Source organism: Virgibacillus ainsalahensis (genome assembly GCF_055380755.1).
The window spans coordinates 401,202-417,185 of sequence record NZ_AP043943.1 but is presented as its reverse complement, the minus strand read 5'-3'; the positions used below and the strand labels follow the sequence as shown (position 1 = coordinate 417,185).

Sequence of the window (15,984 nt, the reverse complement as noted above, 5' to 3'; positions counted from 1 at the left end):
TTTAAGATTGGTGTCGAATATAGACATAGAGGAGGTGAGGGTCTATGGAATTTCATAGTGAATTTATTATGAATGCAGCAAGTGGCTTAATAAAAAGTAGTTCCCAATCAATTAGTGAACGTATCAGAGTATCTAAGACAACAAAGCAAAAAGATAACACGATTGAAGAACTTCAAGAAATAATAACAGAATTAATTGATGAAAGAAACGATCTTCTTACGTTAGCTCAAGCCTACGAAGAAAAGTTAATAAGTCAAAGAATATCGGAAAGTGACATTGATTATATAACAAACGAGCTTCTACCCCTATTGCAAGAGCTGATATTAAAGAGTAGCCAAGAAGATAAAGAAAAACTGCAAAGCCAAGTAGATATAGTTAAGACTCTATTATCTAAAGAAACATTTAATATAATGCAATTGTTAGGATTCAATTTCAAACAAGCGATAGGAGAGCCTTTGACTCAATTATTAAAAAATCTTATCACTGCTCAAATCCCTGAGAAAGGTACAGAATTAAGATCTTTAATTGAACAAAGGGAGATTCATTATTTAAAATTGGTACAAGATGAGAAGGCTTATGAAAGATACAAAGAATTACTTGGTCGTTAATACTTTTAAGACATCTCAACCGAGGTCCCTCATATAATTTACTATCGATTATAGAGAGGACAGAGGGTTAGACACATTGGCATCTACAGCAATTGATTTGATGAGTCTTCCTCTATGCCTGTCCCCATGTCCTTTAAAAATAATCTTTCAACCCAATACCGTTTCACCAAAACTAGCAATCTATCCGTCAAATTTATCCAAAATCCAGGAAATGACAGGCACTAAAATGAAAGGTTATTTCTTTTTTGTCGAAATAAAAGACTAGGAGGCGATAAATATGTCAGAAGGCTATTACCGAGTTAATCACAGTTTATTTATCACTAGCTATACTAAAGCATTTGGAAGTAATGGAACTTGGAAAGAACTCTGGGAATGGGATGTTTATACAGCTGACCTAGGCGGTTCTGTAAAAATCCGCTGCGTATGTAATTCAAATGGTCGTAATATGACAATCCCATGGTTTGAAACTGAAGATCTAGATATAACTGGAGCCGTAAAGGCAGCTTGTTTGAAAGAAATGGAGAGAAATATAAAGTAATTCAATAGCACCCATAGAGGTGTTTTTTTATACAATAATAATGCTGAATAAGTGTTGTTTTTATGGGGAAATACGAGAAAATCTTATGTTAGGGGGTTAAAAATAAATGAAGAAAAGAAGCTGGACAATATGCCTATCTGGAACCCGGTGGGTATGAGGAGCACAAGCGAAAGGAGAGTTAAGTAGCGAGCAGCAAAAGCGTAAAGAAGCACAGCTTCATGATCCTGCTAAGTTATAAACTGAGGTAAAAAACGTTTGTATCCGGTAAAAACAGAATGGCAGCACACTCTTTTATGACAATATTACTTTTAAACCAAAAAGTTTTTCGAGACTAATGTGAATGTTAATTATTTCTCAATAATGAATAGGACAATCTACTTACTGAATACCCATATTAAAAAGTGGGTGATACAGCATGAATGTCAAAAAAGTATTAATAATGGATATTAAGACTGAAGAACCTTTTAGAAAGAAAGATTTAGACGTAGAATTAGCTTACGATATCAAAGCAAATGGGTTAAAAGTTCCTCTTATAATTGAAAAACAGAGTGACGAAACATTTATACTTGTTGAAGGATATAGAAGATATTTCGCTCTGAAACACATTGGAAAAACAGTTGTAGACTGTTTAATAGATACCGAAACATCAGAAATAAAACATGTTATTAAAAGATTAAAATCTGAATTCTATAGGAAGAAACGTACTGGTTATGAACTGCAACGAATGATTAAATACCTATTAGAAAATGACCTTGATGAAGTTGAGATAGCAAAATTATGTAATGTAACGAAAGAAACAGTTAAGAACCACATGAAAGGACTAAATGTTAACCCTGATTGGTTAAAAGTTGGTGAACGTACAGGGGCTGGAAAACATGGGTACACCATTATCCATAAAACCAAACATTTAAAAGGAGAAAATCAACAATATATTGTTGACCGTTATACTGAAAGAGACATAAACGGAGAGCAAGTTAAAGAGATAAAAAAAGTAACTGAAATAGCACCTTTCAAAGAGTTCACTGAGGATATACAAAGAAAAACTTTAGATGATGCTATCAATTATATGGAAAGTAAAAGTGAGGGAACAAAAGAAATTGTGTATGAACATAGTCTAAGGTATAAGTATAAGCTTTCAACACATCAATTTAACTTTCGTCTAACTAACAAATTATTAGAGCGCTTAATTAATAATTTCCATTCTAATTTCACTAATTATTTATCTACCAGCCAAAGGAATCAGTTGTATAATAGCTTAGCAATTCTAATAGAAAGAATAGGCATGCCAATTAAATGGACTGAATTTCCCTATAGCCATTATAAGGATGAAAATGATGAAGAAAAACTGAATCATTGAAAACTGTACAGTAATACAAAATAGGATGACGTCAGGGCCAAAGAATTTGGTGCAAAACAAAAGTGCAAAGTACACACGGATGGAGGGACAGGTTCATTATCCCGATAGTTGAAGATGGTACTTAAAGTAGCTGTAATAGGACAGCTAAACAGCAGACAATCTCATTGCAATTTCAGACCTTCAATCATCAGGAAATGACAAGGCACCAATCTTAAGGTATAAAATGATTGATATGAGTGGCTCAAAAACAATGGCAAGGATCGCTCTACTTGATGGCAACATCTAGTACTTCAATTATATGAGCTTCCAATATTCTAACTACTTTCATTGCAATTCACCTCTACAAAATAATGCCTTCCCACTATTTAGTGTTGGAGCAGATGTTAAAATAGAAGGTTTACGTCGAGTGGCGGGCATGATAGCATTTCTGTGCGTGAGCCAACACGCCCTTCATATTAGCGGCTGGCTCGTGAATCATGCCCGCCGAAGCTCCATGTAAAACCGACTATGATTCTATATTTTTCTTTACTCTCCACACCAATTAGCGAGGAGTCAAAAGTATTTAGTGACACAAGTAAAGGGTCATGGGTTAGATAATCGCTTACAGATGTCTCAAACTTGTTTTCCATAACCCCTATGCGACACATTTGTTTACATAGACTTAATTTTTTCCCAGACTTCATCAGCGACAGGTATTCCTAATTTCAAATTATCCTTTCTAGTATTCATTGTGCGTTCCCCAGGATAATACACCTCATCGCCATCTGTTACAGGAACTGACTCTTTAATATATTGAATGGAATCGTTAATCATTTCGTCCATTTCTGAGCTGTTTCCTAATTTATCTGGTGCAATGGAAATGAATACCTGTGATAAAGCATATTCATCGTCACCTAGTTTCCCTACACCATAAGTAGTATTTCCTCCTGATAACATGGAAGCAACGAAATCAAGTACAATTGATAAACCTGAACCTTTCCAGTAGCCTGTTGGTAATACCCTCCATGTTTCTTCTATTACCTTAGGATCATTTGTAAGATTTCCTTTGCTGTCAAATCCACCCGGAACAGGCAGCTTCTTATCATCCATTTTATAGTTTTCTATCTTGCCATAGGAAAATTGCGACATTGCCATATCAACAACTACTGGTCCTTCTTCTCTTGGAAGCGCTAAAATAATAGGATTATTACCGATTCTTCTATCTTCAGCACCCCAAGCTGGCATATTAGGCTTTGTGTTCGTCCAGCAGATACCGATCAATCCTTTTTCCGCTGCCTGCCAGCCATACTCTCCACCTCTCATCCAATGATTTGTATTTTTTAAGGCTACACATCCTATTCCATGTTCTTCGGCTAATTCAATTGTCCGATCCATACATTGTTTCGCTGTTAAATTTCCTAAAGCTAAATTTCCATCCCATCTTTCTAACCCACCAAATCCGATGATTTTTTCTGGAACAGCATCTGGTTTAATATAGCCTTTTTCAATATATTCAACGACTCTTGGGAATCGATTTACTCCGTGCGAATAGACACCATCACAGCTGTTATTGGTAAAGGATATAGCCCCTTCTTCAGCTGCTTGTTCAGAAAAACCTTTTTTCAATAGAACTCTTTTAAATTCATCTTTCATTTCGTTATATTTTATTCGCATATTGACAACTCCTTTTGTTGATTTTTTAATATTTTCATTGCATATTGGTCGACAAGTAATTCTGAAAAAAATATATAATTATAAGAATATTGCTGACCTATTTAAAAAATTCATCCATGGTCCAGTTGGTTCTTGCACCAGAAATTCCTGTACTTGGACATTGCACACTATTTCCTGTTAATTCTGCTACAACAGTTTCAACAAGAGGTTGATGCACATGCTTTGGGGCTTCAAAGCTCCATTCATTTTTTCCTTCAGGGGTCGTTAAAATTACAGGATCATTCCCTAAAGTAGAAAAGGTTATTTTTCCTTTACTTCCGACGATTTCATTTATCTCCAAATCATCATAAGCAGAGAAACACCAATTTCCTACACCATGTACGCCCGATTCAAATAAATATGTACCAGTTACGATATCTTCTGTAGGATAGTTACCTGCTTGATTGGAGGTAAAACCTTTCAATTCTTTAATAGGACCAAGAAGAAAGTCTAATATATCTAACGTATGGCTTCCCATATCAAAAAGTAACCCGCCTCCAGACACTTCGGGTTGAAATCTCCAGGAATTGCTCATGTCTTTCGAAGCCTTTTGATATTGTGTGGTTGATACAAAGCGCACATCTCCAATTGCTTGGTTATCCAGCAACTCTTTAATTTTAAGAAATCGTGGCATTGCCCTCCTGTAATATGCAACATATAGAGGAACGCCAGCTTCTTCACATGCAGCAATCATTTCATTACATTCATCTGTATTGAGGCCCATTGGTTTTTCTACATAAATAGGTTTCCCTGCCTTTGCTACTTTCATTGTATATTCTTTGTGGGAACCCGGCGGTGTGGCAATATATACAGCATCAATTTCCGGATCATTTATTAGTGCGTCTGCATTATCATACCATTTCGGAACGCCATGCCTTTGTGCATAATCTTTCGCCAGTTCACCAGTTCTGCGCATCACAGCAACCAGCTCTGAATTTGGAACTTTTTGGAATGCTGGACCACTTTTCACTTCTGTTACATCACCACATCCAATAATCCCCCAACGAACTTTTTCAAATTTCATTCTACGATTTCTCCTTTTTATGAAGTGGATGTTCTCCGGGATATTACTTACCATCTACCGCAAGAATCTCCACCTCACACTTGTTATTTCAATTTTTCTCCACCAGATTTCACTTAATTATAATCCCAAGACTCTTAATTTTAAAATAAAGTCAGACTAGATAAAAACTAGTCTGACTTCAAGCAGTAATAAGTCCTTGTGTATATTATAATTTTAAATATTTTTTTCTTTTACAGTACTCACTATTTCTCTTGCAGCTTCCTTCACTTCTTCATAACTTTCTTTATAAATGTTGCTTCCAACGCTGACAGCTACAGCTCCGTTATCAAGCCAATCAACAATATTATTAATATTTACTCCGCCTGAAGGCATTAGGTTGGCTTGTGGAATCGGACCTTTTATTGTTTTGATGATTGATGGTGAAACAGCATTGCCAGGGAAAACCTTTATAATTTCTGACCCAGCTTCCATTGCTGTTAAAATTTCACTCACAGTAAAACAACCCGGAATGTATGGAACTTGATATCGGTTACATAGCTTTGCAACTTCTAAATCAAATGTAGGTGATACAATAAAAGTAGCACCAGAAAGAATTGCAAGTCTTGCAGTTATTGCATCTAATACCGTACCCGCTCCAATAATCCACTCTTTGTCATTTTGTTTCGATAACTTTTGTATTAATTCAGAAGCACCTGGGACGGTGTATGTAACTTCCATTATTTTTATTCCACCAGAATAAGCTCCTTCAATAATTCTCTCAGCTTTTTCAGCACTTTCTCCACGTATAACTGCAATGATTTTATTTTCAATCAATTGTTGGAGTATGGTTAATTTTTTATGCACGAAATTTATCCTTTCCGTCAGTTATTTTTCTTAAGAAATAATTTCCTTTATCCTTTTTGCTGATTCTTTAGGATAAGGAAATTTCGTAATAACAATTCCTACAATTTTTATAGTCTTTACTCCAATCTATATTTACCTTTCTATTACTTTTTTCTCTCCCAGTTGTTCCTGGACTTCATCATAATATGGCAACCCTTCATTATCTCCTTTTACTCCTACAACCATAGAACCAATTCTGTTTGCAAAGTTTAATGTTTTATCAAGCGGCCAATCATTAACAATACCGTAAAGGACACCTGCATTAAAACCATCACCTGCACCAATGGTATCTACGACTTTATCAACGTTAACCGCCGGTATCTCTATTACCTTACCATTATGATATCCTAACGAACCTTTTGCCCCCATCTTGATAGCAATATACGATATATCCAAAGATTTACAAGCTTCAATAATTGCATTTGGTTCTTTAATCCCTAGGATAATATCCATTTCCTCATCACCAGCAAGTAAAATGTCGACATCAGGGAGAATTTCAGAAAGTGTGCGTTTTGCTTCTTCTTGACTCCATAATTTTAATCGAATATTAGGGTCAAAAGAAACTTTCACCCCATGTTTCTTCGCTAATTTAATTGATTGCTTAATAATAGGAAGATTATTTTCAGGATTTATAGCTGGGAAAATACCCGTTATATGCAAAATTTTCGCTTTCCGAAGGTATTCCTCATCCAAACTTTCCGGTGTCATTGATAATATAGGTGATTTTTCTCGATAATAAAAAGTGTTAACATTTCCGTTTTCTTTTATCTCCTTAAAAGTTAAGGAAGTAGGATAGCCATCTACTAATTGAACTTGTGATACGTCTACTCCCTCTCCTCTAGCAAAATTAAGAATGTGTTTACCAAATTCATCATTTCCTAATCTACTTAACCATCCAGTGGTAAGGCCAAGCCGAGAACATCCAATAGCAACGTTTAACTCAGCCCCACCTACTCTTTTCGCAAATAATTCGGAAAAGCGCATCGGTCCAGTATTAACAGGATTAAATGCAATTAGCGCATCGCCGATGGTTATTATATCTTTCATTTCTATTTCTCCTTCCTTCGTCCATGTGGGACTGCCTATCTAAGTAGTTCAACTTTACTGTCCTTGCCAATAATAACTTGGTCTACCATATTACAAAATAAACCTGTTTCTATGACACCAACTAATAACTTTAACTCCTCATGTAACCTTACTGGGTCCTGAATAGAATCAAATTGGCAATCCACTATATAATTTTCATTATCTGAAATAAACACGTTATTATCTTGCATCCTTAAATTTGTAGTGCAGCCAAGTTTCTCTAAATTCCGAGCAGTCACTTCCCAACCAAAGGGTATGACTTCCACGGGTAGGAGATGTTTTCCCAATTGGTTATAAAACTTACCATCATCGGCAATTATTAGTAGTCTTTCCGCAAATTCATTAACAATTTTCTCTCTAACAAGGGAACCTCCTCCCCCTTTTATCAAGTTTAGATTTGGATCTATTTCATTAGCACCATCGATTGCTAAATCAATCTTTTCAATTTCAGCAAATTCTGTTAAAGGAATACCGAACTCTCTGGCCCACCCTTCCGTTCTCTTAGAAGTTGGTATGCCCTTTACAGATAATCCATTTTGGATTTGTACACTTAATCTTTTCATCATCCAATAGATTGTTGATCCTGATCCCAATCCCAGCGTCATTCCATCTTCTATATACTCAACTGCTTTTTCACCTGCATTCTTTTTCTTCAAACTGTCCACATTAAGTCATCCCCCCGTTGTATAGGAATAGTTCAATAAAAATATAAGCCTGCTGAACGAGGCTTATATTTAAGCATTTGCTACTTTATATCTTTTTTGTCTACATGGTCCATGTCATCAAAAGTATAGTTTTCTCCAGCCATAGCCCAAATAAAAGTATAATTTTTCGTTCCTACACCGGAATGAATAGACCACGGTGGTGAAAGAACAGCCTGCTCATTGGAAACGACAATTTTCCGAGTGTCGTCTGGTTTCCCCATGAAATGCATCACTGTTTCATCTTCGTCCAGGTCAAAGTATAAATAAGCTTCCATTCTTCGATCATGTACATGTGGAGGCATTGTGTTCCACATGTTGTTAGGTGATAGAAAAGTCATCCCCATCATTAACTGACAGCTTTGAATTCCATCTTCATGTATAACTTGGTAAAGATCACGTTTGTTTGATTGAGAATCATCCCCCAAGTGTCTATGTGTCGCATCTTCCAAAGACTTCTTTTGAATAGGATAAGTTTTATGTGCTGTAGCAGACACTAAATAAAATTTAGCAGGTTTTGAAGGATCATCGCTTTCAATCACAACTTTTTTGTTGCCTTTACCCACATACAAGCAATCTCTTTTATTTAATTGATAACTTTCCCCATCAACGGAGATTTTCCCTTTAGCATTCGATATATTGAAGATACCTATTTCTCTTCTTTCCAGGAAATACTCTGTCTTCAATGTATTTTTATCCTCTAAGTAAAGAGGTGTATCAGTAGGCTTAGCCCCACCAACAATTAAACGATCATAATGTGAATATACCATTCTCAATTTCCCATCCTCAAAAAGATTTTCAATCAAGAAATCATTTCTAATTCGTTCCCCATCATACTTTTTAAAATCTCGTGGATTCGTTGCATATCTTATTTCCATAATAATCACTCCTATAATTAAGTTTAATAAACTAAAATGTTATAGATTATCTTCCTAAGTAACCGCCGTCAACCGCAACAGTGTATCCATTCATATAATCTGATGCTTTAGAGGCAAGGAATATAGCCACGCCCCTTAAATCATCGGGGCTTCCCCATCTACCTGCAGGAATTCTTTCTAAAATACTGTTATACCGTTTTTCATCCTCCACAATTGCTGTGTTCATATCCGTAGTAAAATAACCAGGGGCAATACAGTTAACATTGACCCCAAGCTTTGCCCACTCATTGGATAAGGACTGACTAAACTGCATTACGGCCCCTTTACTAGCTGCGTACGCTGGCACAGTATATCCTCCTTCAAATGACAACATAGAAGCTAAGTTAATAATTTTTCCACTTCCTCGTTCAATCATATGTTTTCCAACAGCCTGAGACATGAAAAACACTGCATTTGCATTAATGTCCAATACAAGGTCCCAATCTTTTTTCGGGAATTCTGTAGATGGATGCCGGCTTTGAACACCAGCATTATTAACTAAAATATCAATTTTTCCAAATTTTGATATAATATCTTCCGCCAATGATTCGTATTCATCAAAGTTCGATAAGTCGAAATTAATACCTTCTGCCTTAACGCCTTCATTCCTGATTTCGTCGAGAACGTCATCACTGACGTTCCTGGCAATAATAGCAATATTCGCCCCAGCACTGGCCAAACCTAAGGCTATACCTTTTCCAAGTCCTCGATTACCACCTGTCACAACTGCAACTTTCCCTGTTAGATCAAACAATTCATGCACTACCATTACCTCCTAATTAAATTCATACATTACTTTTACTGCGTTAGTATGTGTTGTTAATAGTTCAAATCCTCTTTTTGCTTCCTCAGGTTTAAGTAGATGAGTAATAATCTTTTCAAATTCATGATTATTTGATAATAGCTCGACTGCTAATTTAAAATCCTTATCTGTATAAACTCGTACAAATTTCATCGACAACTCTTTAAACATACCCTCTCGCATATCTACTTCAGGAGGTTGTTTGTACATAGCGACAATAACAACATTTCCTCTAACCTTTGCAATATTGGTCAAGGAACTTACTACAGTAGGGTGACCTGCACAGTCAAAAACATAATCTGCACCTACCCCATTCGTAGCTTCCAGTACTTTTTCTTTTAGATCCTCTGTTGTCGGATTAACAGTTTTAAAACCAAGTTCTTTTGCCTTTTCCAATCGTAATTCATTTGGCTCCACAACTGTTACATTTATTGCACCGTAAAATCTTAAAGTTAGAGCAACACATAGACCTATGGTACCAGCACCAAATACAACTACATTATCACCTGCCAAATACTCACCCTGTCTAACAGAATGTACTCCCACAGCAACCGGCTCAATTAATGCTCCTAAACTCATTGGTAGTTCATCTGGTAATGGAACAATATTATGTATAGGGACCTTAACATACTCACCCATTCCTCCATCACAATCAATTCCAACCAGTTTTAAATTTTCACAAACATGACTTTGACCAATTTGGCAGGGATAACATTCTCCACAGCGCAATAAGGGATTGACTGTTACTGGAGTTCCTTTTTTCAAAGTGGGATGCCCTTCTACTATCGTCCCTGAAAATTCATGCCCCATTACTAGAGGTGCTTCCGCTCTTGGATGCACTCCTGCATAAATGCTTAAATCACTTCCACATATTCCAGCAAATGATGTTTTAATTAGTGCCCACCCCTCTGTTACATTTGGTTTTGGGCTCTCCTCGAAGGAAACATCCTTAGTTCCGTTATAAACTACAGTCTTCAAAAAACTCACTCCTTTTGTATTTACCAAGCTATATAAGTTGAACATATGATTATTGTTAACTATTAACTATCATGCACGATTCAAGCTTTGTACTTTCAAAAAATCGGAATCATTAAAATCAAATTATATAGTCTAATTAAAATTTTTGAATTAAACATAGTAGTTGAGTAGGTTCATATTTCTACTGCATTAGTCCAAATAATTCCGGTATAAGCAGGGATATGGATGGAATAAAGGTTACTAATAGCAATATCACTATTGAGACTAAAAAAAATGGCATAAGCGGCCTTATTACTCTTTCAATTCGTAACTTTGCAACCCTTACACCAACAAATAATACTGGTCCTACGGGTGGCGTTATCGTTCCAATGCTTAAATTAAGTACCATCATAATCCCAAAATGAATTGGATCAATACCAAAGCTCATAGCAATTGGTAAAAAGATTGGTGTAAATATAAGTACTGCCGGGGTTGGATCCATAAAGGTACCAACAACCAATAAAATAACATTCATGATTAACAAAATAATAATCATGTTATCCGTAATTGATAGTAATAAATCAGCTATTAATCTTGGAATGTTTGTAAATGACATTACCCATGACATAATAGAAGAAACACCAATCAAAAAAACAACAATGGAAGTCGTTCTAGTAGCTTCCAATAATATTTCAGGTAAATCCCTAATCTTGATCGATTTATAGATGAAAGATAATAGCAAAGAATATATAACTGCAATGGCTGATCCTTCTGTTGCAGTAAACACTCCTCCTATAATTCCACCAATGACGATTACGATTAACAACAAACTTGGAATAGCATCTAATATTATAAGTAACCTTTGTTTCCAGCTTATCTGAATCTGACTCTTATATCCCCTTTTTTTAGAGAAAATAAGTGCTACTATGATACAGGCCAATCCCCATAAAATACCAGGTACATAGCCTGCTAAAAATAAAGCAGCAATAGAAGTTCCTCCGCTAACCAGAGAATAAACGATCATTATATTACTTGGAGGAATAAGCATACCAGTAGGTGCAGAGGCTACATTTACTGCGGCACTAAACTCTCTCTTATATCCCTCTTTTTCTTGTAACTCTCCCATTGTGCTTCCTACTGCTGCTGCTGAAGCTACCGCAGAACCACTTATCGAACCAAATAACATATTGGCCAAGATATTAGTATGTGCTAATGAACCTGGCATTCTTCCGCTCAAAATTTTAGCGCAATTAATTAGCCGAATTGCTATTCCACCATTATTCATAATGACACCAGCGAGGATAAAGAATGGAATTGCCAATAAAGTAAATGAATTAATACCCGTGAATAATCGTTGAGCAGAAGTTAACAATCCATCGTCAAAATCTACTATAGTAAACATAGCAAGTAGAGAAGCTATCCCCACGCTGACACTTATGGGCACACCTATTATTAGGAAAAACAATATGCCCAATAATAGGATAAGTCCAGCTTGAACAGCAATGTCCATATATTTATCTCCTCTCTGTAAGAACTATAGCTGTTCTATAGATTTGTTATTCTTTAAAATGCGAGTAATGTTGTATATACAATAAAAAATAGTAAATACTCCACTCAATGGCAAAGCTGCATATAAATAACCAACTGGGATTTGCAGAGATGCTGAAAGCTGATTCCAGGCAATCTCTGTACCGAGATAACCTCCCACAAGGAGCACTAGAATCGCAAATACTATAATCACTATCTCAATCAAAATCCCAACAACTAACTTAACCTTTCTTGGAAATGAGTCTTTTATGAATTCAACTGCCATATGACCTCTTTCTCCAAAAACAAAAGCAGCACCAAATAAAACTAACCACACAAAACAATATTTAGCTAGCTCCTCGGTAACAGCACTCGGATCATTTAAAATGAACCGAGTGAAAACCTGCCATGTAACTAGCACTACAAGGAAGCCAAACAAACTAACACATATCGCTGCAAGAATTTTATCCAAGGTTTTTTTTATCGCTTCCATATTGAATCACTCCATCTACTATTCAGCTACTTCACGGATTTTTTCGTATAGTTCTTTCGATGTATCAGAAGTCAATTTTTCTTGAATTAAAGGCTCAACCTCTTTTTGGAAGACTGAAATATCTACATCATTAAATTCCGCACCCGCTTCTTCTGCAGCATCTACAGCTTCTTGTACATCTTCATCAAATTGTTTTACTTCCATATCAACTGCTGCTGATAATTCTTCCATAAAAATCTCTTTATGCTCATCAGACATTCCATTAAATAGATTAGAATTAATGATTAAGTAGTCGGGAACCATTAGGTGTTGAGTATAGCTATAGTAAGGAGCTACCTCTACGTGTTTAAGGTCATTGTATATAAGTTCGTTATTTTCTCCACCTTCCAATACTCCTGATTGGATTGCTGTATAAACTTCACCTTGACCCATAGGCGTTCCGACACCACCCATCATTTCCATCATTTTCACGTTGGTATCACTTTCCATAACACGGATTTTAAATCCTTCCATATCTTCTGGTGTATGTACTGGACGTTCGTTGTTATACACATTACGCACTCCACCATGAAAAGCCCCAGCAACAATCATTCCTTCGTCTTCAACAGAGTTATATAAATCACTTACAATCTCTTGATCATTAATGACTTCCATTTGATGTTCTTTTGAATCAAAAACATAGGGCAGGTTGAATACTGCAAAGTCTTCATTAAAATTCTCCATCAAACTTCCACCAACAATTGACATAGCAATTGTACCTGATTGCACTAGTTCAATAGTTTCTCTTTGTGCACCTAATAATTCATTTGGTGAAACTTCAAATTCATATTTACCATCTGTGAGTTCATTAAATTTTTCTCCAAACGACTCCATTGCTTTAAACTGCGGATGGCTCTCAGGTTGATTAAATGCTACTTTTAATACTTCGGTATCTGTGCTTGAACCATCACCAGATGCCTCTGAATCTCCACTGCAAGCAGTGATAATCAACACCAAAAATAAAACGCTTACAATTAATCCGAATGACTTCATTTTTTTTCTCATTTTAAAACACTCCTTTATAATTTATTTATTGGATAATTCACTGAATCACCGTTTAAGAATCGAACAGATTCCTCTGCTACCTTACGCTTTAGTTCCAGTGCCGCTTGTTCTGAATACCAGCCCATATGTGGTGTGCAGATAAAATTATCATGTTTTAACAATACTGATCCAGGTTCTACTGGTTCATTTTCAGCAACATCTACCGCTGCACCTGCAATCCATTTATCTTCCAAAGCCTTATTCAATGCAGTTTCATTAATAATACCGCCACGAGATACATTAATCAGATACGCAGATTCTTTCATTTGTTTTAATTCTGCTTCATCTATTAAGTTACGCGCCCTGTCCAATGGACAATGAATAGAAACTACATCCGACTCCATAAGTAACTTATCCAGAGTAACAAACTCATCAATATATTCTGCCAATCTATTAGAATCTCTTTCCAGGTATTTTGGATCATAGCCGATTACTTTACAGCCAAGAGCTCTAACTTTTTTCGCAAAAGAGCTTCCAATACGCCCTACACCAATAACCCCCACCGTTTGTTCACTATGTCTAAAGAGCGGAATACTTCTTTGATAATCCCAGACTCCCTTACGAACATAATCATTCATTAAAGAAATGCTTCTTGTAAAATTCAACATCATAGCCAATGCTTGATCAGCTACTTCATTCATCCCATAATCTGGTACATTACAAACTTGTATGCCATGTTTAGTAGCGGCCTCTACATCTACATTATCTACCCCAACACCATAACGCACTATAAGTTTCAAATCAGGTAACTTTTCAAATACCGCATTGGTAAGCGGAACATATTGATTAATGAAAACTTCAAAGCCCTCACCCTTAGAAATTACATCTTCTTCTGTTTTACACTGTGCCAGTTCAAACGGAATATCCGCTTCGTCAAATACCTTTCTTTCGATATCTACATTCCCATGATCACAATCGGTGATTAAAACTTTCAGATTAGCCATAAAATTACTCTCCTTCTTCGAAAAATTGAAAAGCAGGTAAGGTAACACCCAACTGCTGTTGAATCAAACTATCTAATCAACCGGCAAAATATATCATTTTTTGTAAGCGGTTCTATGTTACGAAATTAGAAATAATTAAATATAAATTCCAACCTCCTTTCTAGAAAAAGTCAAAAAGTGTCAGTCTTATATTCTGTTTTCAAAATTGTGTTCTACAATGCAGAACCGTGTTCCACAAATTAATTATAACAAACGCTTACATTATTCGCAATACTAAATTTTTAAAAAATACCTAATTCATAATTTGATAATTAATTTACAAATTATGCTTTTTCAACTACTATTAACCTGAGTGTATAAAGATATTATTTATAATTTAAGGAGCGAACTATATGTCAAACGTTCAATCTATTGAACGAGCATTTGCTATTTTGAAAGTATTATCAAATGAGCCAGATGGTTTACGAATTACAAAACTTGCAGAAGAAGTTGGGTTGTCGAAAAGTACAGCCCACCGTCTTACCTCAACGCTTGTCAATTTGAATTACGTGTATCAAAATCCTGAAACAGAAAAATATCTACTTGGAAATGCATTGATTCGGCTAACAAGTTCTATGTTAAATAATTTGGATGTAATAAATGTTGCAGAACCCTACCTTGCTAGTTTATCTAGAGATGTTAATGAAACTATCCATTTGTGTGTTGAAGATAATGGGGAAGTATTATATGTAGATAAAATAGAAAGCAACCAAAAAATTCGAATGTACTCTACTATAGGAAGTCGTGCACCTCTTTATTGTACTGGTGTCGGTAAAATACTTCTTTCCGGAATGGACCAAACCTATTTAAATGATGTGATTAGTAGAATAAAATTCGAATCACGAACAAAAATGACAATTACTTCAGGGGAAGAACTTAAGAAAGAAATAAAAAAAGTTGAGTCTCAAGGTTATTCATTGGACAATATAGAAAATGAAGAGGGAATCCGTTGTATTGCTGGACCAATTTATGATTACAAGGGACAAATTACCGCGAGCTTCAGTATTTCAGGACCCGCCAATCGTGTTACTATGGATAGAGTGAACAATGAACTAGCAGAAAAGGTGAGAGCAACTTCTAAGCAAATTTCTGAACAATTTGGTTACTTACCTAATTAATTCCAGCTTCAAAATAATCATTTTCCGCTTACAAACATACGAGCCAATGCAGGAATTGGCTGCCTTTAGCTTTCAAAGCCGGGAGAAGCTTGATTCTTTTCTGGAAAGGCTTCCTGAGTTAACTGGATTGGGGATGTTTATGCTTTTGAATCCGCTGCCAGAAATGCTTAATTAATTTTATTGAGGTATTATGTCTCAAGCAATAGATGATCGTTA

General features: G+C 35.7%; 16 protein-coding genes. 4 read left to right on the top strand and 12 right to left on the bottom strand.

All coding sequences use genetic code 11. From position 1 onward, the window contains the following. Window positions 1–44 precede the first annotated feature (44 nt). The 3 genes from ACZ427_RS01880 (at window position 45) to ACZ427_RS01870 (ending at window position 2,503) form a co-directional block, all read left to right on the top strand. Window positions 45–608: a hypothetical protein gene (locus tag ACZ427_RS01880; RefSeq protein WP_461179198.1), complete on the top strand. Its 564-nt coding sequence runs from the start codon at window positions 45–47 to the stop codon at window positions 606–608. Between the two features lie 277 nt (window positions 609–885). Beyond that, window positions 886–1,146, top strand: coding sequence for a hypothetical protein (locus ACZ427_RS01875; protein ID WP_461179199.1), 261 nt, complete (start codon window positions 886–888; stop codon window positions 1,144–1,146). Window positions 1,147–1,561: 415 nt separating this feature from the next. After that, window positions 1,562–2,503, top strand: coding sequence for a ParB/RepB/Spo0J family partition protein (locus tag ACZ427_RS01870; protein WP_461179200.1), 942 nt, complete (start codon window positions 1,562–1,564; stop codon window positions 2,501–2,503). A 651-nt stretch (window positions 2,504–3,154) separates the two neighbouring features. On the opposite strand, the gene yiaK is transcribed toward ACZ427_RS01870, so the two are convergent. The 12 genes from yiaK to ACZ427_RS01810 form a co-directional block, all read right to left on the bottom strand. Continuing rightward, complete coding sequence (yiaK, locus tag ACZ427_RS01865; RefSeq protein WP_461179201.1) at window positions 3,155–4,156, bottom strand: 3-dehydro-L-gulonate 2-dehydrogenase; 1,002 nt, start codon at window positions 4,154–4,156, stop codon at window positions 3,155–3,157. Window positions 4,157–4,253: 97 nt separating this feature from the next. Continuing rightward, entirely contained in the window at window positions 4,254–5,219 is a 966-nt protein-coding gene (locus ACZ427_RS01860) for a Gfo/Idh/MocA family protein (RefSeq protein WP_461179202.1), read from the bottom strand. A gap of 213 nt (window positions 5,220–5,432) precedes the next feature. After that, the gene (locus ACZ427_RS01855) at window positions 5,433–6,062 is read right to left on the bottom strand and encodes a bifunctional 2-keto-4-hydroxyglutarate aldolase/2-keto-3-deoxy-6-phosphogluconate aldolase (protein ID WP_461179203.1); all 630 of its coding nucleotides are present in this window, start codon (window positions 6,060–6,062) and stop codon (window positions 5,433–5,435) included. A gap of 132 nt (window positions 6,063–6,194) precedes the next feature. Then, a complete protein-coding gene (locus ACZ427_RS01850; protein WP_461179204.1) occupies window positions 6,195–7,148 on the bottom strand; it encodes a sugar kinase in 954 nt (317 codons plus the stop codon). A 35-nt stretch (window positions 7,149–7,183) separates the two neighbouring features. Beyond that, window positions 7,184–7,852 (bottom strand): ribose 5-phosphate isomerase A, encoded by a 669-nt coding sequence (gene rpiA / locus ACZ427_RS01845; RefSeq protein WP_461179205.1) that lies wholly within the window; start codon window positions 7,850–7,852, stop codon window positions 7,184–7,186. An 80-nt stretch (window positions 7,853–7,932) separates the two neighbouring features. Continuing rightward, entirely contained in the window at window positions 7,933–8,766 is an 834-nt protein-coding gene (gene kduI, locus ACZ427_RS01840; RefSeq protein WP_461179206.1) for a 5-dehydro-4-deoxy-D-glucuronate isomerase, read from the bottom strand. A 46-nt stretch (window positions 8,767–8,812) separates the two neighbouring features. Further along, window positions 8,813–9,568, bottom strand: a complete 756-nt coding sequence (locus tag ACZ427_RS01835) for an SDR family oxidoreductase (RefSeq protein ID WP_461179207.1) — start codon at window positions 9,566–9,568, stop codon at window positions 8,813–8,815. Between the two features lie 12 nt (window positions 9,569–9,580). Further along, complete coding sequence (locus tag ACZ427_RS01830; protein ID WP_464883507.1) at window positions 9,581–10,585, bottom strand: zinc-dependent alcohol dehydrogenase; 1,005 nt, start codon at window positions 10,583–10,585, stop codon at window positions 9,581–9,583. Between the two features lie 181 nt (window positions 10,586–10,766). Next, window positions 10,767–12,068: a TRAP transporter large permease gene (locus ACZ427_RS01825; RefSeq protein ID WP_461179233.1), complete on the bottom strand. Its 1,302-nt coding sequence runs from the start codon at window positions 12,066–12,068 to the stop codon at window positions 10,767–10,769. A gap of 30 nt (window positions 12,069–12,098) precedes the next feature. Next, window positions 12,099–12,584: a TRAP transporter small permease gene (locus ACZ427_RS01820; protein WP_461179208.1), complete on the bottom strand. Its 486-nt coding sequence runs from the start codon at window positions 12,582–12,584 to the stop codon at window positions 12,099–12,101. 18 nt (window positions 12,585–12,602) lie between these two features. Then, window positions 12,603–13,628, bottom strand: a complete 1,026-nt coding sequence (locus ACZ427_RS01815) for a TRAP transporter substrate-binding protein (RefSeq protein ID WP_461179209.1) — start codon at window positions 13,626–13,628, stop codon at window positions 12,603–12,605. A gap of 14 nt (window positions 13,629–13,642) precedes the next feature. Beyond that, complete coding sequence (locus tag ACZ427_RS01810; RefSeq protein WP_461179210.1) at window positions 13,643–14,611, bottom strand: C-terminal binding protein; 969 nt, start codon at window positions 14,609–14,611, stop codon at window positions 13,643–13,645. 392 nt (window positions 14,612–15,003) lie between these two features. Here ACZ427_RS01810 and ACZ427_RS01805 point away from each other — a divergent pair, with 392 nt between their 5' ends. Then, the gene (locus ACZ427_RS01805; protein WP_461179211.1) at window positions 15,004–15,768 is read left to right on the top strand and encodes an IclR family transcriptional regulator; all 765 of its coding nucleotides are present in this window, start codon (window positions 15,004–15,006) and stop codon (window positions 15,766–15,768) included. The last annotated feature ends 216 nt before the right edge of the window (window positions 15,769–15,984 follow it).

Coding starts and splice junctions, on each gene's coding strand:
- ACZ427_RS01880 (WP_461179198.1), top strand. CDS start 45: ATGGAATTTCATAGTGAATTTATTATGAATGCAGCAAGTGGCTTAATA.
- ACZ427_RS01875 (WP_461179199.1), top strand. CDS start 886: ATGTCAGAAGGCTATTACCGAGTTAATCACAGTTTATTTATCACTAGC.
- ACZ427_RS01870 (WP_461179200.1), top strand. CDS start 1,562: ATGAATGTCAAAAAAGTATTAATAATGGATATTAAGACTGAAGAACCT.
- yiaK (WP_461179201.1), bottom strand. CDS start 4,156: ATGCGAATAAAATATAACGAAATGAAAGATGAATTTAAAAGAGTTCTA.
- ACZ427_RS01860 (WP_461179202.1), bottom strand. CDS start 5,219: ATGAAATTTGAAAAAGTTCGTTGGGGGATTATTGGATGTGGTGATGTA.
- ACZ427_RS01850 (WP_461179204.1), bottom strand. CDS start 7,148: ATGAAAGATATAATAACCATCGGCGATGCGCTAATTGCATTTAATCCT.
- kduI (WP_461179206.1), bottom strand. CDS start 8,766: ATGGAAATAAGATATGCAACGAATCCACGAGATTTTAAAAAGTATGAT.
- ACZ427_RS01820 (WP_461179208.1), bottom strand. CDS start 12,584: ATGGAAGCGATAAAAAAAACCTTGGATAAAATTCTTGCAGCGATATGT.
- ACZ427_RS01815 (WP_461179209.1), bottom strand. CDS start 13,628: ATGAGAAAAAAAATGAAGTCATTCGGATTAATTGTAAGCGTTTTATTT.
- ACZ427_RS01810 (WP_461179210.1), bottom strand. CDS start 14,611: ATGGCTAATCTGAAAGTTTTAATCACCGATTGTGATCATGGGAATGTA.
- ACZ427_RS01805 (WP_461179211.1), top strand. CDS start 15,004: ATGTCAAACGTTCAATCTATTGAACGAGCATTTGCTATTTTGAAAGTA.